This is a genomic window from Vibrio sp. 10N.261.51.F12 (genome assembly GCF_041471725.1).
Lineage (GTDB): Bacteria > Pseudomonadota > Gammaproteobacteria > Enterobacterales > Vibrionaceae > Vibrio.
This window is the reverse complement of sequence record NZ_JBFROV010000038.1, coordinates 1-20,681: the sequence shown is the minus strand read 5'-3', so window position 1 is coordinate 20,681 and position 20,681 is coordinate 1. Positions and strand designations below refer to the sequence as shown.

General features: G+C 43.0%; 17 protein-coding genes and 1 pseudogene. 3 read left to right on the top strand and 15 right to left on the bottom strand.

Features of this window, described 5'->3' with window-relative positions; all coding sequences use genetic code 11:
• Positions 1 to 44: 44 nt before the first annotated feature.
• On the top strand, positions 45 to 938 hold the full coding sequence (ttcA, locus tag AB4405_RS19960; protein WP_102470718.1) for a tRNA 2-thiocytidine(32) synthetase TtcA: 894 nt from the start codon (positions 45 to 47) through the stop codon (positions 936 to 938).
• A 124-nt stretch (positions 939 to 1,062) separates the two neighbouring features.
• Here the strand turns inward: ttcA and uspE are convergent, their stop codons facing one another.
• The 10 genes from uspE to ccoN all read right to left on the bottom strand — a co-directional run bounded on the left by uspE (position 1,063) and on the right by ccoN (position 10,014).
• A complete protein-coding gene (gene uspE / locus AB4405_RS19955; protein WP_372062532.1) occupies positions 1,063 to 2,007 on the bottom strand; it encodes a universal stress protein UspE in 945 nt (314 codons plus the stop codon).
• A 147-nt stretch (positions 2,008 to 2,154) separates the two neighbouring features.
• On the bottom strand, positions 2,155 to 2,901 hold the full coding sequence (locus AB4405_RS19950; protein WP_102470720.1) for an FNR family transcription factor: 747 nt from the start codon (positions 2,899 to 2,901) through the stop codon (positions 2,155 to 2,157).
• 91 nt (positions 2,902 to 2,992) lie between these two features.
• Positions 2,993 to 3,667 (bottom strand): sulfite exporter TauE/SafE family protein, encoded by a 675-nt coding sequence (locus AB4405_RS19945; RefSeq protein ID WP_372062531.1) that lies wholly within the window; start codon positions 3,665 to 3,667, stop codon positions 2,993 to 2,995.
• A complete protein-coding gene (gene ccoS / locus AB4405_RS19940; protein ID WP_102470722.1) occupies positions 3,657 to 3,857 on the bottom strand; it encodes a cbb3-type cytochrome oxidase assembly protein CcoS in 201 nt (66 codons plus the stop codon). Before ccoS ends, AB4405_RS19945 begins: the two co-directional genes overlap by 11 nt.
• Before the next feature lies 1 nt (position 3,858).
• Complete coding sequence (locus AB4405_RS19935; RefSeq protein WP_372062530.1) at positions 3,859 to 6,225, bottom strand: heavy metal translocating P-type ATPase; 2,367 nt, start codon at positions 6,223 to 6,225, stop codon at positions 3,859 to 3,861.
• A gap of 2 nt (positions 6,226 to 6,227) precedes the next feature.
• Positions 6,228 to 6,704 (bottom strand): FixH family protein, encoded by a 477-nt coding sequence (locus AB4405_RS19930; RefSeq protein WP_372062529.1) that lies wholly within the window; start codon positions 6,702 to 6,704, stop codon positions 6,228 to 6,230.
• 90 nt (positions 6,705 to 6,794) lie between these two features.
• Complete coding sequence (ccoP, locus tag AB4405_RS19925; RefSeq protein WP_102470725.1) at positions 6,795 to 7,769, bottom strand: cytochrome-c oxidase, cbb3-type subunit III; 975 nt, start codon at positions 7,767 to 7,769, stop codon at positions 6,795 to 6,797.
• The gene (locus tag AB4405_RS19920; protein WP_102470726.1) at positions 7,769 to 7,942 is read right to left on the bottom strand and encodes a CcoQ/FixQ family Cbb3-type cytochrome c oxidase assembly chaperone; all 174 of its coding nucleotides are present in this window, start codon (positions 7,940 to 7,942) and stop codon (positions 7,769 to 7,771) included. Before AB4405_RS19920 ends, ccoP begins: the two co-directional genes overlap by 1 nt.
• A gap of 11 nt (positions 7,943 to 7,953) precedes the next feature.
• A complete protein-coding gene (gene ccoO / locus AB4405_RS19915) occupies positions 7,954 to 8,574 on the bottom strand; it encodes a cytochrome-c oxidase, cbb3-type subunit II (protein ID WP_102470727.1) in 621 nt (206 codons plus the stop codon).
• A 12-nt stretch (positions 8,575 to 8,586) separates the two neighbouring features.
• The gene (ccoN, locus tag AB4405_RS19910) at positions 8,587 to 10,014 is read right to left on the bottom strand and encodes a cytochrome-c oxidase, cbb3-type subunit I (RefSeq protein WP_198593088.1); all 1,428 of its coding nucleotides are present in this window, start codon (positions 10,012 to 10,014) and stop codon (positions 8,587 to 8,589) included.
• Between the two features lie 258 nt (positions 10,015 to 10,272).
• Between ccoN and AB4405_RS19905 the strand changes: the two genes are divergently transcribed.
• Entirely contained in the window at positions 10,273 to 10,629 is a 357-nt protein-coding gene (locus AB4405_RS19905; protein ID WP_372062528.1) for a hypothetical protein, read from the top strand.
• Positions 10,630 to 10,720: 91 nt separating this feature from the next.
• On the opposite strand, the gene AB4405_RS19900 is transcribed toward AB4405_RS19905, so the two are convergent.
• The 5 genes from AB4405_RS19900 to AB4405_RS19880 are packed head-to-tail and all read right to left on the bottom strand — an operon-like array spanning position 10,721 to position 19,610.
• A complete protein-coding gene (locus AB4405_RS19900; protein ID WP_372062527.1) occupies positions 10,721 to 12,868 on the bottom strand; it encodes an ATP-binding cassette domain-containing protein in 2,148 nt (715 codons plus the stop codon).
• Positions 12,868 to 14,604 carry an ATP-binding cassette domain-containing protein gene (locus tag AB4405_RS19895; RefSeq protein WP_372062526.1) on the bottom strand — a complete coding sequence of 579 codons (1,737 nt, stop codon included), beginning with the start codon at positions 14,602 to 14,604 and terminating at the stop codon, positions 12,868 to 12,870. Before AB4405_RS19895 ends, AB4405_RS19900 begins: the two co-directional genes overlap by 1 nt.
• Positions 14,605 to 14,652: 48 nt before the next feature.
• The gene (locus AB4405_RS19890; protein ID WP_372062525.1) at positions 14,653 to 16,035 is read right to left on the bottom strand and encodes a TolC family protein; all 1,383 of its coding nucleotides are present in this window, start codon (positions 16,033 to 16,035) and stop codon (positions 14,653 to 14,655) included.
• Positions 16,010 to 18,244 (bottom strand): response regulator, encoded by a 2,235-nt coding sequence (locus AB4405_RS19885; RefSeq protein WP_372062524.1) that lies wholly within the window; start codon positions 18,242 to 18,244, stop codon positions 16,010 to 16,012. The genes AB4405_RS19890 and AB4405_RS19885 overlap by 26 nt, the downstream gene beginning before the upstream one ends.
• A 19-nt stretch (positions 18,245 to 18,263) precedes the next feature.
• On the bottom strand, positions 18,264 to 19,610 hold the full coding sequence (locus AB4405_RS19880; protein WP_372062523.1) for an HlyD family type I secretion periplasmic adaptor subunit: 1,347 nt from the start codon (positions 19,608 to 19,610) through the stop codon (positions 18,264 to 18,266).
• 883 nt (positions 19,611 to 20,493) lie between these two features.
• On the opposite strand from AB4405_RS19880, the pseudogene AB4405_RS24415 reads away from it, so the two are divergent.
• Positions 20,494 to 20,681: pseudogene (locus AB4405_RS24415) on the top strand (cadherin-like domain-containing protein); the annotation flags it as partial.

Here is a 20,681-nt window from a genome sequence, read left to right as displayed (position 1 = left end):
GTCGGTACAATCCGTCAAACCAATCGGTAGTATGAGAACTCGTAATGAATCAAAAAGATACCAGAAAAGACACGCTTGAATTCAACAAACTCCAGAAACGCCTGAGGAGAAATGTTGGTAACGCAATTGTCGACTACAACATGATCGAAGAAAATGATGTAGTGATGGCGTGTATCAGTGGTGGAAAAGACTCGTTTGCGATGTTAGATATCCTGTTGAAGCTCAAGGAAGCCGCGCCGATTCGCTTTGATGTTGTCGCCGTAAACTTAGACCAAAAGCAGCCTGGCTTTCCTGAGCATATTTTACCCGACTATTTTGAAACACTTAACATTCCGTATTACATCGTCGATAAAGATACCTACTCAGTAGTAAAAGAAAAGATCCCAGAAGGTAAAACCACCTGTGGTCTTTGCTCTCGACTACGTCGTGGCACATTATATTCATTTGCTGAAAAGATTGGTGCTACGAAGATTGCTCTTGGTCACCACCTTGATGACATTGTAGAAACAATGTTTTTGAATATGTTTCACGGTGCACGCTTAAAAGCGATGCCGCCAAAGCTGCGCTCTGATGATGGTCGTAACGTGGTCATTCGCCCGTTAACCTATTGCCGCGAAACTGATTTGATCGCATACGCGGAACATAAGGCGTTTCCAATTATTCCTTGTAACCTATGTGGTTCACAAGAAAACCTGCAACGTCAGAGCATTAAAGCCATGCTGATTGACTGGGATAAAAAGACCCCAGGTCGTGTAGAAAAGATCTTTAAATCGATTCAAAACGTGAGCCCTAGTCAGTTAGCCGACAAGAATCTATTTGATTTTGAAAACCTACCACTTGATAGAGAAGGTGAGCGAGCAGAGTATGGGTTTAACGAAGCGGAGATTTCCTCTTCAAACATCGATGAATCCATGTTTATTAACGTTGCGAATATTTAAGCCATACTCGTTATAAGGTGCATGTAAATTTGCGTTACGTGTACGCAAAACTAACGGTATCTAACTGCTTAACCGAAAAAGCCCCAATTATTGGGGCTTTTTTTGTATGGAACGGCACAAATGTTTATTCTTGGTTAGGGTCTAACGGACTAACGTAACCGTCAGGTTTTAGGGCAAGAACATCACTGTTAATTTTGTCGATCACATGCTCGGCCGTATTACCGATAAAGACGGCTGAAAGACCAGTTCGTCCAGTGGTACCCAATATCACCATGGCAGCATCTAAGCGTTTTGCTACTTCAGGAATAATGTCTTCAGGTAGTCCTTGTTCTATGATCGTTTGTTCCTCAGCATAGCCATGCTTCTGCCTTAAGGCTTTCATCGCGGTTAAATGGTGGCCTCTGACCGCATCTGTATAGGTTGCAGGATCAAATTCAGGAAGCTCGATGGTGATATTAGCTGGGGTAACGGGGTATGAGTTCACTAGATATCCGGTAGCCCCTAATCTTTCAGTCAGGCTATCGAGCTGTTGGATCATGCTATCATTAAGCGCGATATGAGTTGGGTTTTCTGAACCAACATGAACCGATGCTACGATCGTGGCGTTATCTGGCCAATCTGAATTTTTCACAAGCAACACTGGAGCAGGGCATTTTCTTATTAAATGCCAGTCTGTAGGCGTGAAAATAACGGACTCTAAAATATCATGTTTTCGAGTCGCTTTAATCACGATGTTATGGTTGTCTTCAAACACTTTCTCAATAATGGCTACGTAAGGGCGATTATGCCAAACCACCTTAACGTCTAGATCAAAACTGTCATCAGCAAACGGCTCGGCGATTGTTCTCATCCATTCTTCACGTTGTTGGATAACGCCACGTCGCATCGCATCTCTTTCGTCATGAGATAGCATTGATGTCATGTCATAAGAAAAATCATAGATAGAGAGGAAAAATGAAATCCGGCTTCTTGAACGGCTTTTCTTTGCAAGCTGTACGGCACGAACAAGGGCAGGTTGTTCTTCGCTATTTAAATTAGCAACGACGAGAATATTGTTGTAGATGCTCATAGAGTCTCCTTACCAAAATGGTAATCTTGTTCACTTAACTTTAGCGCACTTCGGAGAATCTTTTTAGAGAAAGTAAGGGGTTAGAGAGAGAAATTTGAAGTGGCTCATTAAAGAGCCACTTATAAGAAGGGGGATGTACGTATAAGACTACTCTTTTGACACGCCAGCCATTTCCATTAAGGCATCATGATCGATGATGGTGATGTACTTACCTTTAACACTCAGTACTTCCGATTTTTGGAATCGACCAAGAAGTCGGCTAATAGTTTCGACGGTCAAGCCCAAGTAATTGCCAATGTCGCCTCGGGTCATAGTAAGGCGGAACTCTCTAGGGCTAAAGCCACGTTGAGAGAATCGAGTCGAGAGATTATACAAAAATGCGGCTAATCGCTCTTCGGCATTTTTCTTCGATAATAAGAGAATCATCTCTTGATCGCCTTTAATCTCATTCGACATTAAACGCATAATCTGTTGACGCAGTTTCGGCATTTTTCCGGAGAGGTCATCTAATATTTCGTAGGGTATTTCACATACCATCGAGGTCTCTAATGCTTGAGCGAAACTTGGGTGTTCATCGTCGGTGATGGCATCAAAACCAACCAAATCACCCGCTAAATGAAAAGCCGTGATCTGTTCATCACCTTGTTCTGTGATGGTATAGCTTTTAATTGTTCCAGAGCGAATTGCGTAAAGAGATTTCAATTCATCGCCAGCTTTAAACAACTCTTGACCCTTTTGAATGGGCTTTTTACGCTCAATAATTTGGTCTAGTTGATCTAACTCTGCTTCATTCAATGTGAATGGGATACACAGTTGGCTAATACTACAATCTTGGCAATGGATGGCACAGCCACCTGACTGAATTCGTTTTGCTGCAGGTTTTTCAGAAATCATAACAACCTATCACTATTTGATGTACATCAATATTTTAACACTCCTTACCTCTAAAGGGTAGCTAAAAAATCAATGATAAAACAATCATCTATTAGTTTGCATTAAAAATAATCACCGCATCGTAACCTGTATAAAGGCCGTAAATCAGTATTGAAAATGCGGCGATATGGCGAAATCTCGTCGAATTCTGCAGGGATTGTAATTTTTTAGCACTAGTGCCAACAAGTAACATAGAGGGTAAAGTCCCTAGACCAAATGCCAACATTGTTGCTGCACCGTTAACTGCGCTTCCAGATACGGCAGCCCACGTCAGAGTGGAATAAACGAGACCACAAGGAAGCCAACCCCAGAGAAAACCAAACGGAATTGCATAGCTAGAATGTTTGAGAGGAAGAAGATGATTGGCTAATGGCGAGATGCGCTTCCATAGCACTTGCCCTAGCTTCTCAACTTTGAGTAAACCATTCCACCATCGACCCACATACAGTGCTAACAAAATCATAAATACAGCTGCGAGGATTCTCAGAGCGGCTAACGCATGATTGAACTGCGACAACGTTGCAATCCCTGCGACCGTTCCACCAATGACACTGCCTATGAGAGTGTAGCTAAGCAGGCGCCCTAGGTTGTAATTTACGATGAGTAAAGTAGGGGTTTTATGAGGTTGCCCAATGGACAGTAAAGAAGCAATACCGCCGCACATTCCCATGCAATGACCTGCACCTAACAAACCGATGGTAAATGCACCCACTAAATCAAGCGTCACTATGGTCTTCTTTCTTGTTTGGCTTTGAGTCGGCGGTATTATCTGCAGTGACGTCTTCGTCAAAAAGAATGTTGTGACCCTGGCGTTCTAAATCTTCGAACTGCTCGCTTTTCACCGCCCACAGAAAAATACCAACGGCGACACAAACCAAAACGATGGCGATGGGGATGAGTATATAAAGACTTTCCATGCTATTTATCTTCTTTTAGTAAGCGCAGTGAATTGGAAACGACAATAATGGAGCTGGCCGACATTCCAACAACGGCAATGTAGGGCGCGACTAAACCAGCGACTGCGAGTGGCAATATGAGAAGATTATACCCCAATGACCATGCGAGATTCTCTCGAATAATTTTTCGGGTTTGAATCGCCAATTTACGCGCGGTCAATAAGCGATCTAGGCGGTCACTTAACAACACTAGATCAGCAGAGGCTTTTGCAACATCAGTACCGCCGCCCATTGCGACCGAAAGGTGCGCGCCAGCGAGGGTTGGGGCATCGTTGATACCATCGCCGATCATTAAGGTTATATCACTGTCATCAAGCCCTTTTAAATAGGCCAGCTTATCACTTGGCGATGCGCTTGCAACAATAGACTGGATGCCAATCTCTTGGGCAACAGGTTCAGCGTTGGTGAGCGTATCGCCTGTTAACAATGTAGTTTTAATACCGGCTAAGTGCATTTTTTCAATGAACTCTTTAGATTCCTTCCTGATCGGGTCATGGTAGGTAAAGCTGGCGATATGTGCGTCATTTAGAGAGAGATAAACAGTGTTTTTTTCTTGCGTCGCGGCTCCTAAAACAAAAAGCGCATTACCAATTTTTATCTGTGATTGTTTCCAAGTACCCGTTAAGCCTGAGCCAATGATGTTCTCCACGTTGGACACTTGGATATCAGAGTCCAAATATGGCTTAAAGGCTCGTGCTATTGGGTGGTTGGCATGACTCTCAAGCGATGCGGCAATAGCGAGCACGGTTTGCTCCGAATATTCAGCGTAGGATTTGGTTTTCGAAATCTCTATGTCGCCGTGTGTCAACGTTCCAGTTTTATCGACAATCAAATGATTCACTTTGCATAACGTTTCAAATACATGTCCTCTACGAGACAGTATGCCTAATGAACCCATTCGTGAGCTTGAACAAGTAATAGCGGTGGGTGTCGCGAGAGACAGTGCGCACGGGCAGGTGGCAACAAGGACCGACAACATAATCCAAAAAGCGTCTTCAGGTTTACTTTGGTGCCAATAAAACCACGTCAACGCAGCGATCACTAAAATGATGGCAACAAAGTAGCGAGCTACGATGTCGGCTATTTCAGCAATCTTGGGTTTACTCAATTGAGCTTCATCTTGCAAGCGCACAATACTGGAAATCATTGAATCTGCTTTAGTACTTCGTACTTCGAGGTCAAAAGCCTCATCGCCATTCAGCGTGCCGGCGTAAACCGTATCTTGCTGATGTTTGACGACAGGTAACGACTCTCCTGTAAGCATGGATTCGTCAACATGAATACGTCCATTAAGTACGATGCCGTCAGCAGGAATATGCTCTCCGGGCAGCACTCGTACTTGATCGCCAACTTGCAGAGACTTAACCGGTATTTGTTCTCCATCAAGGCGGTTTGCTATCGCTGGAATGAGCTTTAAGAGGTTACCACTCGCTGCTGCGGCTTTACGTCTAGCTCGCATTTCTAGATAACGCCCGACCAACAAGAAGAACGTAAACATGGAAATAGATTCAAAAAACACTTCGCCTTGTTCCGTTACGGTAGCGACTAAGCTTGCCACATAAGCGAATATCAACGCGATGGATACGGGAACATCCATTCCCAGCGTTCGGCCTTTTAGACTTCGCCATGCATTCAGATAAAAAGGAAGGGCAGAATACATTAGAACCGGCGTAGCAAAAATTAAGCTTACCCAACGGAAATAGTTCTTGAACTCGGTTTCTAAGCTGCCAAATACCTCAAGATACAAAGCGACGGCCAGCATCATCACTTGCATCGTTGCTAAACCAGCAATGCCCAAACGATACAAGTACTGCTTCATTGTGTTGTGGTAGTCGGCTTCTTGTTTATCGGCTTCAAATGGAGCAGCCTTGTAACCTAGTTCATGGATAGCAGACAAAAGTTGACTGAGCTTAGTTTGGCTGCTGTCCCATCTTAATAACGCTCGATTAGTTGTCGTATTGACCCGGATAGCAATAATGCCGGGCTCATTTGACATCCTTTTTTCGATTAACCAGGCGCAGGCTGCACAAGAAACCCCTTCAATTGAAAGTGTGACTTCTTTCTCGTCTTCATGACTGCGAACAAACTCACTTTGGATATCTTCGTTGTCGTAATGAATGAGTGCTTTGAGCTGCTCAGGCACTAAGTCCGCTTTCTCAGCTGGCGCCGTCCGATACTGATAATAAGACACTAAGCCACTATCGACGATTGTCTGAGCGACGCTTTCACAGCCTGGACAGCACATATCTCTATCTTCATCGAGTATATGTACGCAGTAGTTCGTGTCGACTGGTACTTCTTCACCGCAGTGATAACACGATTTACACATAATTAATTTATCAACACAGGGTCAGAAGAAGGGAAGGTGACTCTGCCTTGAATCATCCATGCTTTATCGTGTGGTTGCAGTTCTACGAACCACGGCCCCTGCATTTTATGATCGAGTGTTAAACGATAGGTCCCTTTAGCATCCGCCGTTAATAACTTTTCAAAATCTTGATCTGGCAGTGTGCGGTGAGTAAATGTTGTGGTAAGAGCCGGGTAGTTGGTTAGATCACCTTTATCAAAAGCGATGATAACGACATTGTCGATTGATGATACTTCGGCGTTTAACTTTAGCTCCCTAGCGACATTCACTTTGGTGATGTCGACATTTATTCCTTTTCCTTTTTTGTAGTAATCCTCGGCAACTAGATCCACAGAGTTCTGGGAAAATATCAGTACTACATACAATGTACCGACAACAACCGAAAGTGGCAGCGCGATCAGGAACCACGGCCAGAATTGTTTATACCAAGGCTTTACCATAAAAAAATTCTCAACAGCTAATATAAGAAGGAAGTTATAAATTATCTAGAAAAGACAGCCCCTTACAAGGGGCTGTTATTGAAATGTTACTTATTTGTCTGAATTGCTTAGGCTCCAGACATAGGCCGACACCAATTGGATTTTTTCTTCACCCAAAATGTCTTTCCATGCAGGCATCACACCAGAACGACCGTTCATCACTGTTTCTGTTACATCGGCACGTGAATCACCAAATAACCAGTCATGATCTGTCAAGTCAGGTGCGCCAACAGCAGGGTTGCCCTTACCATCCGTGCCATGACATGCTGCGCATACAACGAAACGAGATTTACCCGCTTCGGCTTCACGAGCATTCACTTTACGCCCAGATAAGCTCAACGTGTAGCTGACGACTTCACGAACACCATCTTCGCCTAGCGCATCTTTCCAACCTGGCATTTGACCAATACGACCATGCATAATCGTCGTAACGATTGCTTGAGGCTCACCGCCATATAGCCATGCATTGTCGGTTAGGTTAGGGAAGCCTTTCTGGCCACGAGCTGACGAACCATGACATTGAGAACAGTTTTGCAAAAAGAGTCGTTGTCCAACCTTGATTGCTTCGCTGTCGGCTGCAATCTCAGGAATAGGGCGTAAGCCGCCATCTGAGGTTTTCGCTAAGCGATTGAATGCTTCACCAAAATAGGTTTCTGCACTGTCTAGCTCTTTCGCATATTGGTCTAACTGCTTGTTTTTTGCAGATGCCGCTAATGAGGCTTTTGATTCTTCAAGAGTTTGTACGGATTGATCCGAACTTGTCCAGCCTAAAAGCCCTTGAAAGTTACCCAGACCAGGGTAGAGCGCAAGATATACCGCAGCAAATAGGAACGTACTAAAAAACAAATACGTCCACCATTTCGGCAGCGGGTTGTTCAGTTCACGAATACCATCGTACTCGTGTCCCATATCTTCCCCTTCTTCGACCCCCATATTGTCACGAAGACACCAGATCAAAATAGCAGCACAGCCAAGTAACGTACCGACAGTGATGACGATAATGAATAGACTCCAAAATGTAGTCATTACTTAGTCTCTCCTTCTTTTTCGGAGGTAGATGGTTGCTCATCAGCAAACACTAAATTAGCATCCTCATCAAAGCGGTCTTTACGTTTTTTACCGTAAGCCCACCAAACGATACCCATAAAGCAGCTAAATAAAACTACGGTCCAAATACTGTGGATAGTACTCATTTCCATAACTTTCCTCCTTATTTCATCGCATGGCCAAGAGACTGCAGGTAAGCAATGATGGCGTCCATCTCTGTCTTACCTTTTACGTCACTCTCAGCACTAGCGATCTGCTCGTCCGTGTACGGAACACCAAATTGATTACGGAAGATATTCAATTTCTTCTGCGTTAATTTGCCGTCCAATTCGTTTTCTGCCAACCAAGGGAAGCCTGGCATGTTTGACTCTGGAACTAATTCACGAGGATCTAACAAGTGAACACGGTGCCATTCATCGGAATAACGACCACCAACACGGGCAAGATCAGGTCCAGTACGCTTTGAACCCCAAAGGAAAGGGTGTTCCCATACACTTTCGCCAGCTACAGAATAGTGACCGTAACGCTCTGTCTCTGAACGGAAAGGACGAATCATTTGACTGTGACAAACATTACATCCTTCGCGGATATAAATGTCACGCCCTTCCATCTCGAGTGCAGTGTAGGCACGAAGATTTTTTACTGGCTCTGTTGTTTGTTTTTGAAACATCAGAGGGACAATCTCTACAAGAGCACCCAAACTGATGGCGAAAACAATTAAAATTGCCAGTAAGCCTACGTTGCGTTCAACGATTTCATGGCGATTGTTAGAATTTGAGCTCATTCTCTAATCTCCTTATGCCGGCTGAGGGATAGCTTTAAGGCTACCTTTCTCTGCAGTAACCGTTTTGTATGTGTTGTAAGCCAACAAGAACATACCTGAAAGGAAAATCAGACCGCCAATAAAACGTACCGTATAGAACGGGTAAGAGGCTTGAACTGACTCAACAAAGCTATAAGTCAACGTGCCGTCTGAGTTTACTGCACGCCACATTAGACCTTGCATCACACCTGAAATCCACATAGCGACGATGTAAAGAACCGTACCAATTGTTGCTAACCAAAAGTGTGTATTGATTAATCCAACAGAGTACATACGTTCTTGACCAAATAGCTTAGGGACTAAGTGGTAAACAGAGCCAATAGAAACCATTGCAACCCAACCAAGTGCACCAGAATGCACGTGACCAATGGTCCAATCGGTATAGTGAGATAGGGCATTAACTGTTTTGATTGCCATCATTGGGCCTTCGAAGGTAGACATACCGTAGAAAGACAATGAAACCACCAAGAAACGTAGAATCGGGTCATAGCGAAGCTTATGCCATGCACCAGATAGCGTCATAATACCGTTGATCATGCCCCCCCAAGAAGGAGCGAATAAAACCAATGACATCACCATGCCTAGTGACTGAGTCCAGTCAGGCAGAGCGGTATAATGGAGGTGGTGAGGGCCGGCCCAAATATACAAAGAAACTAGCGCCCAAAAGTGGACAATCGATAAACGGTAAGAGTAAACCGGACGCTCGGCTTGCTTAGGTACGAAGTAATACATCATCCCTAAGAAACCTGCTGTTAGCAGAAAACCTACAGCGTTATGTCCATACCACCACTGAACCATCGCATCGATGGCACCAGAGTAGGCCGAATACGACTTACCTAGTGAGACGGGTACGGCTAAGCTGTTCACAATGTGCAACACGGCTACGGTGATAATAAACGCACCGAAAAACCAGTTGGCCACATAAATATGTGAGGTTTTACGCTTAATCAGTGTTCCAAAGAAGACGATCGCGTAAGACACCCAGACGATTGCAATTGCAATATCGATTGGCCATTCTAGCTCTGCGTATTCTTTACCCGAGGTGTAACCCAAAGGTAGAGTAATAGCCGCAGCTAAAATAATGGCTTGCCACCCCCAAAAGGTGAATGGAACAAGAGGTCCTCCAAATAATCTCGTCTGACAGGTGCGCTGTACAACGTAGTAAGACGTTGCAAACAGAGCACTGGTACCAAATGCAAAAATTACCGCATTAGTATGTAACGGACGTAAACGGCTATACGTCAACCACGGCGTATCAAAGTTGAGCTGTGGCCAAACTAATTGAGCGGCAATTAAAACGCCTACCGCCATACCAACAATACCCCAGAGAATGGTCACTAAAGTGAACTGGCGTACTACGGTATAGTTGTAAACTTGTTCAAGCTGCTTTTCCTGGCTCATTAACATGCTTCCAATTTATAATTAACTATACTTTACTTCCAACACGACTCATGTCGTAATGCTACCCAAACGCCCAAGAGAATTAACGCTTTTTCAAAACGTTACTTCTCTTGTAAGTTTTAACAAAAAGTAGCATTTTCAAGCGACAATAATACTTCAATTAACAATTCAAGAACAGGGTAGTAACCTTACTGTTGGTTGGGTTTATGTCCATTTATTTCAAAACTTTGAAGTTTGTTACACGGAGAACACCCAATAATGGCAGCACAGAAATTAACAAAAGGTAGGCTTGGTCAAATTATCATCATGATGATGGTGTTAATTGCCGCTTTTACGTACAGAACCGTCACTCACGTTGGCTTGAGCGAAGTGGTTTGTAAAATTAACATCCCTTGTGAAGTGAAATTACAAGAAAAATCTATTGGTATTATGTATCAAGATTCAACAAATACGCTAACGCTCACAAATCCTGAAGAATTTACCGTTCACGCCACAATTAACGATGGAAGCAAGGTCGTCCTTGCAAATAAAACCCAGGTAAATCGAAGCTCACTACCAATAGATATTGTTATTAGTGATAACAATTCACATTCCGTAAATGTTCGAATTAAATAGTGGCCAAAAAATCCATGGCTATAGATGATATAGCGACGACAACTGTTTAGCGCTCGGTTTAAACAATTGATTACCGTGTCATGTCTATCGATTAACTCCCCATTGCATTCATTACCTTGTCGGGTGTACCAAAATATTTTTGTGAACCATCCTTTTCTAATAACAAGCAGTGCGTTGAGCTCGATATTAACGCAGGATCTACGGTGGTGAAGATGACCGTTTTGTGCCGAAGCACACCTGCAAAAAGCTGGTTGATATAGGTCGCAAGTTCGCGCTCAACACCGACTAACGGCTCGTCGATAATAATGACATTCTGGCTTATATCCGCCAACCCTATTGCCAGCCGTAACCTTTGCAATAATCCAGAAGGAAGATTGGCAAGAAAGTCGGCGTTGATCATGGTTTCTAACCCGTTCTCGAATACCTGTTCTAATCCTAAGAAAGAAAATGACTGTAACATTTGTTCCTGTGAAACAACGCCGTTATGTAGAATATAGTTGGATTCAATCGAACCTTCATAAAGGTGAAGATCAAATGGGATGTAGTTAATTCCTTTCCGATACCGAAAATTATTGAACTGTTTAATATTGTGCCCGTCGAAATACAGAGCCCCTTGATATCTGGGCTCCAACCCTGCGATTAACATTAACAATGTGGTTTTACCGCTGCCCGCAGCTCCAGAAATGGCGACCTTATTCCCTGGCTGGATACTAAAACCTAAATTAGTAAGACCCGTTGATGCACCTTGATAGCGATGGACAAGACCACTAGCGACTATTTCACCGTTAAACTGTCTAATTGGTGGGCTTTTTTCGATTGAAGATTTATCGTCATCAAGTGACATGAGGGCATTAATCTGGGCGGTAGAAGATTGGATAGTCTTAATTTTGGCAAGAGAGTTATAGATGCCCATGATCGGGCCAAGCGCTTTCCAGACTAAGATGACGGTTGCTAACATAGCCCCCGCACTTGCATCGCCTTCCATTACGCTCAAAACGGCGGTGACGATCGCTGCAGTACCTACCGCTTGAATCAAACCACCACCTATGGCTTGAATCTTACTGTTTGTTGTAGAAACAAAGGCCGCATCAGCCGAACTTTGTTCATGTGCGGCCTTGAAGCGAGATTGGATAATCCTGAGTAAAGGTAATCCTTGTAGGGTGGAGATGCCTCTCAATAGCTCATTCCATTGATATGACACCATAGCATTGGCTCGAGAGCTCTTTGATGTTGCTTGGGTGTAGATATAACGCGAATATAAACAGAACACGATCATCAGTAAAATCCCCGCTAACACTGTTAATGCGGCGTAACCCGATAATATCGTAATGGCGAGGATAAATAGCACAATAAACGGCAAATCAAAATAGCTCAATGTTGACTCAGCCGTCACCAGTTTACGAAATTGGTCAATGTCTTTAAGGCGGGCTAGTTGAGATGACACGCCAGCAGAGGAGGTCATTGAATAGGGAAGCCACAGCAGCTTCGCAATAACGTTACGTGAAATGTGTACAGCAAGATCTTGCCCGGATGTTGAGAGGACTTTCATCCTAACACGTCGAAAAAGGTACTCAGCGAAAGCAAGGAAAATCGCAAAAGACGTCAACCAATATAATGTAGGCAGTGAGCTTGATGAGAGCGCGAAGTTGTAAACGCCCATAATAAAGAAGGGTTGCAGAGCACCGAGAATGTTAATCATCAACGATAAAAATATAAGGCTTTTGAATTCGTTGTTGTAACGATAAAACGCGTATTTTACCCAGTTACTTCTATCTTGTGATTCAGGCGGTGGCTCTCTAAATAACTTTGAGTATTCAGAGACTACCGTCAGTGCAAATGTGCCGCCCACGAGAGGGATCGTAATGATGTTGTTGTTACGGTAATCAAATAATATACCTTCACCGTTCTTAGCTGACATCAAGATACCTGAAAGCTTATCTAGCTCAATAAAACAAGGGAGGTGGACATCATCGATTTCTGCAGCTTTCGAGTTTGAATACTGGGTTGTCCTGCATTGATAACCTAAACGTGACAGCGTAAGTTCAAAACCGTTTTGATCCATCTCTCCAGGTGTAAAGGCATCAGATAAAATCTCGGGGGTACCTTCCCACTCGAGAGAAATCAATGTGTAAGCTAAACCACGAAGTAGTGGCGAATGCCGGTAGCGATGTTCGAATCCTTCTGATTCAAAATCCTTTAGCCGTTGAGAGACATTATTAAAATCTACGAGAATAGTCATCAGCGTAAAAACTCCTTCGACAATTTGATCGATTTTACACCATGGGCATCACTGTTTATTTTGTTGCTAACAATGATTAAGAATTGCGCTGTCGCTTTGGGCACCAACATTGATACAACGCGATGGGCAAATTCTTGGTCGTACACACTATCTATGTCATCGAGAATCAACATTTTCTTTTGGCTGAGCATGGCACGTATGATGAATAATGCGTATTGAACCTGTCGAGATAACGGCAATGTATTGTGGCCCTTTATTTGAGTATAAAATCCCGCTTCTAGCGCATCGATTTCGCTTTTAACCAATAACCCTTTACACAAAGTAAACGCGGCACCATTCAACATAGGACGAAAACACGTAAGATTATCGATAATAGACCCTTCCACAAAGCTACTATTTTTGTCTATTCGATGAACTCGATCCCGCCAGGAGTGGTAATGCAATTGGTTGAGTTCAATATCATCGATTAAAATAGAGGTGCGCTCACATTGTGTGTCGCGTGTTAAGCAGCGGGTTAGATGGCTCTTACCACTACCAGAACGGCCTTTTAATATAATGGGCGTACCTTTTTGGAAAACCACTCGTTGATTGGTATCCAGTTTTACTTCTATTTTTGTCAAATCGGGGATAGTGAGTGGGTCAAGCCCTGTGGGGGTAGGGTTTGGTACCCATGGCATGAGTGAGGTTGAGCGGGTCTCAACGGTGGCCTCAATTTTCTGGGCTTTAGCATGATTGCCAAGCGCTGATTTTGGCCCCAGTTCTTGTTGGTTATACGTACCTTGGACCTGCTGTTGGCTATGTTCGAGTGAAAGTAACTCAGCAATATCTGAAATCTGCATTTTGTTTACTTTCCATCGGCCAATCGTACGCATTATCTGTTGGTAGGGGGCAAAGTAACGATTGGTCAGCATGATGATTGCAGCCATCACTCCTTGACTCGCATCCAAGTTTATTACTGAAATGGCCAATAAGACGACGACAACGGCGATAGAGAGCTGTTGTATGAGCGTCAGCGACAAATTCATTTGCGACTCTAGATTCTCGTAGGCAATGCTTTTCTTCTCACGAGTTTTCACCATCTCTGTCATTAAGCTTTCTAAGCGGTATTCCATTGTGCGACTTTTGTTGTCTAATGGGCTTGATACTATTTCGATGATTTTTGAATTGGTGAGTCCTTCTATCTCAGACTTTTCCTTCAAAGCAACGACCTTCTTCGAAGATATCGCGACTGCCGCGGCGAATAATATCAATGATGCAACCACGAGAGTAACGCCGGCCCAGGTGTTGATTAGGGTAATAATAACGATAGTAATGATACTGACCATCACGTTGATAGATGCACGTACAACTTCGCCTCCAAAAAAAATTTTAAGCTCAGGTATCGTGGCGATTCTTTCTAGATATTGACCAGATTCAAGTTGATTAAATTGTGGGATTTGTGCGAGGCAGATGGCTCGAAAAACTTTGTTTGTCAGGCGATTCTCAAAGTTTTTCATCAATGATGTAGTAATGACTTCTTCTTGCATTTTTAGTAGGTAGTCAAGGTAGATAGCAACAAGAATAATAACGAACAACACAAACAATGTGTCGGTAGCTTGGTTAGGAAGCACTCTGTCAAATATAATGAGAATCGAGAATGGCAAAACAAGGGCAAATAACGTCGACATAATGGTAGAAAAAACCAGATACAGCTTGTCCATCCAAGTGATTTTTTGTGAAAAATATTCAGTTTTCATTCTTATTTCCCATTCGTTCAACGGCCGTCAATTATCATCAGATGAGTGCTAGTTTTTTAGATGTTCAGGAATAATGTCCTGATGCCTAATTGTTGACTCGTTGGCCATCAATAACATGATTTTCTCGATGCTGAGTGGTGATAAGTTACCGACTAATCTATCCAGTTTTATAGACTCAATGACATAGTCATACTTAGCACTTTCGTAATCTCTAATACTGCTAAACAGTTTGCTTTCGGCAGAGAGTAGGTCAGTGATAGTACGGGTCCCTAAGCTGTGTGCGCGTTTGATACCTTTGTAAGATGAGTAATTGGCTTTGATAATCGTTTCGTAGGTAAACACTGATTGTGAAAAGTCGTTGATATTAAGAATCGAAGTCTCGACATCATTCTTGACCGTATTTTGGCTATCCGTCAGCAGTAGGTCATTCCGTTCAATGGTCTTTTTGTTTTTCTGATAGGCATAGTAATCTGAACCGCCCGTGGTGATCGGAACAGATAAGACAAGGCCGAGTGAACGGTCATCGCTAATCCCCGTCGCATTTGGATTTGAGGAAAGATCATAGTTATTGGTATCTTCGTGCCGATAACTGGCATTGGCCGACAAGTTAGGCGCAAAATTAGAACCCGTTTCTTTCAAGGTGCGAAAGCTACGCTCTAATGTCTTTTGCGACAAAATAATGTCGTTATTGAACTTCATCGCTTGTCCAAGCAAGTCGGTTTGCTTGTCGATTGGTATCTCCGCTAGAAGCAGTTCTGTTTGTAGGTCTTGAGTTGGAATGACTGGGTACTGCGTCAACAGTGCTAAACGATTTAATATGACTTCTTTGTCTTTATGTAAGCTTCTTAATCGGTTAGCTATCCCTTCTTTTTGTGCAATGACCTCGTAGAGCTCACTCGCCGCCACATTGCCGAGTGATACATTCCGATTCATTTGCTTTAGTCGACTCATAGAGGACTCAAGCTCTGCCTTTGTTGCTCTGGTCTTCGCCCCGTTTTTTAGATATTCAAAATACTGAGCCGTGATCTGCTCAATTACTTCTTGAGTCTTGGCTTCATTTTTAATTTCTTCGATCGTGAAATCGAGCTTACTGGTGCCGTATTCGTAAATATCAGATAGATTGAACAAACTTTGGCTCAACGAGACACCATAGCCATGATCGTTGTATGAATTTTCACTATCGCTAATACCACCTAGACGAGTAGTCGAGGTGTTCCATGTTGTTTTCACATCGGCTGAAATAGTCGGTAGAAAGCTAGAACGACTCACATCAATATCATAAGCACTTTCTTCGACGCCCTTACGACTGGCAATGAGTGAGACATTATTATTCAAGCCGACTTGTACAGCCTCCAAGACTGTGGAAGGCAGTACAGGGGCCGAAAATAATAAGCCGCACGATACGCTAATTAAGCTTTTGAAATGCAACATACTTCTTAATCACCTTGATAATTTCATCGCTTTTGTAGGGCTTGCTAATAACGTAGTCCATACCTGCTTCAATACAGGCCTTATGTTCCGCGACACTCGTTAGCGCTGTTGCACCGATGATCGTTGCAGGGGAACGATGACCGCTGTCCATTTCGTGTTTGCGGATAAGTTTAGTGGCTTCAATGCCTCCCATTCCGGGCATGATGCAATCCATAAATATAATGTCGGCTCGTTGGGCTTTGATCCAATCGATGGCCTCTGAGCCGTCTCCAACCGTATCGGCTTTATATTCTTGTTTCATCAGAATACGTTTGAGCAGGAACTGCTGTACCTTGTCATCTTCCACAATCAGGAATGAACTTTTTTCGAGCGTTTCTTCTACGGATTCTGCGTTTAAAGCATCCGTTAAATTAGGAATAAACTCATAAGGCAAGGCTGGTGTGAAAAACACTTTGTCCACGTACTCAAAGGCACTATGTACATCCTCGGCATGGCTCGCTAATAAAAAGAGCTTGGTGTGGCTTGTTTTCATACGTGAGCTAAGCGTTTTGCTAAAGGAATCGATTTGAATGCCTTCAATTAAATCTGAGATGATGATGGCATCGATGTTTGTTTGGCTACCTGCCATGCGGAATAATTCATTAGGGTCGTTACACAACGTAACCGAACCGCCATGTGAAGTCAGTTGTTTACTCAGCAGGTCTAATGCCAACTTGCCTTGGCTACAAATGACAATATGACGGTCTTTAAGTTGTTGCGAATTGAAGGTATAAAAATTTTGCGCCTCAACATCGAGCTCTAATACATAGCGGCGCTGCTGGCCAGATTCATACCAATGAGAGTCAAAGTAGCTAGTATTGCTTAAAATCGAAAGGGTCCACTCATCATTAGCGGTAGTGGTTTCATTTCGTTCAGACCAATGCAAAGAATCGATTTTTGAGCGGTCGACATTCAAGTGCGTTAAGAACGTAATAGAAAGTGATACTCTTGTTTTATCAACGTCACTTGAACTTTGTGTCGAGACTTGAAATAAGACATGTTTGTCGTGTTGTATTTGAATTGCACTGGATAGCTTTAAAAATAAAATCCAAAACAAGCTGGTCTGGTGCCCGACAACACTATTCGGTAGATTTGCATTGAAGTCACATTCAATCAATCGGTTCTCGCGATGAAGTTTACTCTTTAAATGTACGGTTAATTCTGACAACACCTCGAGAAAAGAAAAGTTACTGCTACTTTTGTCTCGGCCTTGAGATAATAGCCTGTTGTAGTTCTCTGCTAATTCAGACAGGGTATTAGCCGCCGATGTGATGTCTTGAGCAAGGACAGCGCGGCTATCTTCTGAGTCTTGAACAAGGTACTGGATTCCACCTTTGATTGTGCTGGTGATCCCGCGAATTTCATAACCGATTAACCCATAGAGCTGTTGGTTCAAATCGGCATCTTGTTGTTGTCTATCCACTTTTTCAAAGACGGTTTTTAACTTTGAGTAAATATTCCGTTCAACTGGGTCAAGATGCGCATTATTCAAAAGGCTATCAATTTGGCCAGAGTCTAATGTATCTAGACGGGTGGATAGCGATCGAAAGCTGTTGTTGATCGCGTGTCTGCTTCGAGCGGTTTTTTTCAAGCGATACCAACCACCGAGCACAACAAAAATAGCAATTAATGCCATGAGTGGGAACAAGAGAAACATTTTATCAATGCTGGATCTTAGTTCAGTAATCACTCTTTGATGTTCAACATAGAAGAGGTCGTCAAATCGATTACGAATTTCAACGTAGTCACGGCTTAATGCTTCTCTTAGTTGTTGATAGTCGCCCATGGTTCGCTGGTTAATGGCTAAGAATCGCAAAGTGGCTAACTCTAAGTGACTGTATTCAATCGCACCCACTAAGCTAACTTGCGATTTATCCGACGATGCCAATGCTTTGAACTCATTTAACGCGCTCATTAATCCTGCTAACCCAACGTGTGCATCATCACAAGGCGAGCCTTCAATGCAAACATCTAAAGACACAATCGTTGATTCCAACTGTTGTGTTAATACCTGACTCTGTCGAATAAGAGGCGTGTCGAAGTCTTGTTGATTAGGTGTCGCCAAATAAAAACGTACGCCAAGCCAAACGCCAATGATGGTTAATACCATCAATGCACTGATGCCCAGTTTAATCACAGGAAATGTATATATTTGGTGTTTCGGCTTCATGCTTCATTTCTCATATGTATTATCTCTCATCAAACGCATCATCTATGGCGGACATGACAGGTTTCGCTGCGTATTCTATTACTCGACGATCGCCGGTTTTGATATCAGCGGTAAATTCCATGTAAGGGGATAGGCTGTATTTTGTTCCTGAGCGTTCTAAAAAGTCATCGTCGATAATGATTGTTGCGAGGTAGTATTCGGCGTCTTCTTCTTCATAAGACGAGCGACTGATTGATGCAATTTTTCCTGACATAAAGCCATATTTTGAAAAGTTGTAGGTATCAAATTTAAGCTTAACTTCCTGACCAACCTCAACAAACCCCATCTCTTTTCGCGGAATTTTTGCTTCTCCGTGTAATTGGTTATTCAAAGGAGAGATGTCAGCAATACTTTCACCAGGAGGAATAACAGCAGAGCGGAAATTAAAGTGAATTTTGTCAACGACACCGTCAACGGGGGCGTAAACAATAAGCCGATCCACTTTGTCTGATAGCTGTGGTCGTTGAATCTGTTTAATGCTCAGTTCTTTGCCAGCTTGTATGATTTGAGCTTGATATTCTGCGTTTCGATTAACAATAAGATCGTTCAATTGTTTATCTAATCGAGTAAGTTGAAAGTCCTCATTCATGATTGACTCGTCAAGATTTTCGATCTCTCGGATCATATTCGATTCCTGCACTTGCATGTTAAGTACATCGACATATGATCCCATTTCTTCTTTGTAGAGTGTTTGCTTAATCCCAAGTTGTTTACGAATAAGTTTCAGTTGGTTATAAGAACTCTGCTTACGACGCTTCATTGATTTAACTAAATTTTGTTTGTGTTCAATGTCATGCTTGATGAGCGTTTCACTCGATAAATTTTTGTTGTGTTCTTGGACCCAACTCTGTTTATTAAGGGAAGCGAGCTGAGGAAAGTTAGTGTAATTAGAGAAGTCAGGCTCAGTACTTGTCATCAGCCCTTGATAGCGAAGGCGATCCATCTCCAATTGTGTTATTTCAGAATCGGTCGTAGAGAGTAGTGAATTCCTATCTAGTGATTTTAATTTGGCGATCGGCTGTCCTTCATAAACGACATCTCCAGGCTTTACTAACAGCTCTTCTAGGATGCCACCCTCCAGATGCTGCACGCGCTCTATGTCAGAATCAAGAAGCAACTCGCCACGAGAAGAGACAACAATATCAATCTTAGCCTGTGATGCGATAACTAGCAGGACAATAGCCACAATGAAGGTTAGCAATAACGTCTTATGCACAGACGTCATTGCACTTTTGATTTTAATTTCGTCAACATACTGGTCATCTGATACCGATGCGTTTTGAATCAACGCATTACGGATATGTTTTTCGATGCTATTCCGACTCACGAGTCCCACCTTGCTTCAGCGCTAAACTAAAGAGTTACATCCTATGTAACAAAAATTTGTGCTAATTAAATTCGTAATACTAGCTAAGGACATAACTGCGTAATTTTCAAAGATAAATGTCGAATTTGTGTGGTGTGTGAATGATGGAGTGTGTAAGAGGACAAAACACGTCACTAAATGAAAATAAACTAATCTACTATTTGTGGTTATTTTTACTAACCTAATAGACATAGTTGATATTTAAAGGTTTTGCTTGGAGGCAAAGATGGCAGGGAATAACTCAAATAGTCCACTTAATGATGCAGTTGAACAGATCGATAATCCTGATGAAAATGTCAGTCAGCAACAAAGCCAGCAAAACCAACAAAGTACGATTGCGACCACGATCGCAACAGGTGCCGACCAAGCTGATTCTACTGATGAGATCAATCAAGCAATGGAAGATGGGCCTAGTGGGGCTGGTGTTGAACGTGAAAGAGAGACCGATCCTGCCCCTCGAGCTGTGGATGAAGAGGATGGAAATACTGACCAAGAACAAGCCGCCCAATCAAATGTAATCGAAAACGAAGACGTAAATGAAGGTCGGGATTCAGACGGTGGTAGCAATACCACGCCTTCAGGTGCAGGTGCACAATCCGTCGGTGGTGATCAATCACAAAGCGCGGGATCGGCTGGTGGCCGAGGTGCATCCGCTCAGAATCCATCTACCGAACCCTCCAATGTCGACTCGTCACCTTCATCATTCTCAGCAGATTCACAACCTAGCACCCAAACATCAAGTGAAGCGTTTGAAGTCAACGTCGTTGATCAACAGGCGTTCGCACAATCTCAACAAGATGATAATTTTGATTCTAGAACGACAGAGTCAGTCTTTGAAGTACAAGTAGATAATGTTAACGACGCTGCTGTTGTCGAAGATGTCAATTACGTCATCCAAGAAGACGGTTCAATCACCTTCAGTGACGCTCAATTGTTAACTAACGCATCAGATATTGATGGAGATGACTTGTCCATCGCCCATGTGACTTATGAAGGCAGCGAAGGCGTCTTCACGGATCATGGTGATGGCAA

Bases quoted from the DNA above. Each gene is read 5' to 3' on its own strand.
- AB4405_RS19930 (WP_372062529.1), bottom strand. From the start codon at position 6,704: ATGGTAAAGCCTTGGTATAAACAATTCTGGCCGTGGTTCCTGATCGCG.
- AB4405_RS19950 (WP_102470720.1), bottom strand. From the start codon at position 2,901: ATGATTTCTGAAAAACCTGCAGCAAAACGAATTCAGTCAGGTGGCTGT.
- AB4405_RS19900 (WP_372062527.1), bottom strand. From the start codon at position 12,868: ATGACTATTCTCGTAGATTTTAATAATGTCTCTCAACGGCTAAAGGAT.
- uspE (WP_372062532.1), bottom strand. From the start codon at position 2,007: ATGAGCATCTACAACAATATTCTCGTCGTTGCTAATTTAAATAGCGAA.
- AB4405_RS19920 (WP_102470726.1), bottom strand. From the start codon at position 7,942: ATGGAAATGAGTACTATCCACAGTATTTGGACCGTAGTTTTATTTAGC.
- AB4405_RS19905 (WP_372062528.1), top strand. From the start codon at position 10,273: ATGGCAGCACAGAAATTAACAAAAGGTAGGCTTGGTCAAATTATCATC.
- AB4405_RS19935 (WP_372062530.1), bottom strand. From the start codon at position 6,225: ATGTGTAAATCGTGTTATCACTGCGGTGAAGAAGTACCAGTCGACACG.
- ccoP (WP_102470725.1), bottom strand. From the start codon at position 7,769: ATGACTACATTTTGGAGTCTATTCATTATCGTCATCACTGTCGGTACG.
- ttcA (WP_102470718.1), top strand. From the start codon at position 45: ATGAATCAAAAAGATACCAGAAAAGACACGCTTGAATTCAACAAACTC.
- AB4405_RS19895 (WP_372062526.1), bottom strand. From the start codon at position 14,604: ATGAAAACTGAATATTTTTCACAAAAAATCACTTGGATGGACAAGCTG.
- ccoO (WP_102470727.1), bottom strand. From the start codon at position 8,574: ATGAGCTCAAATTCTAACAATCGCCATGAAATCGTTGAACGCAACGTA.
- ccoN (WP_198593088.1), bottom strand. From the start codon at position 10,014: ATGAGCCAGGAAAAGCAGCTTGAACAAGTTTACAACTATACCGTAGTA.
- AB4405_RS19885 (WP_372062524.1), bottom strand. From the start codon at position 18,244: ATGAAGCCGAAACACCAAATATATACATTTCCTGTGATTAAACTGGGC.
- ccoS (WP_102470722.1), bottom strand. From the start codon at position 3,857: ATGGAAAGTCTTTATATACTCATCCCCATCGCCATCGTTTTGGTTTGT.
- AB4405_RS19890 (WP_372062525.1), bottom strand. From the start codon at position 16,035: ATGTTGCATTTCAAAAGCTTAATTAGCGTATCGTGCGGCTTATTATTT.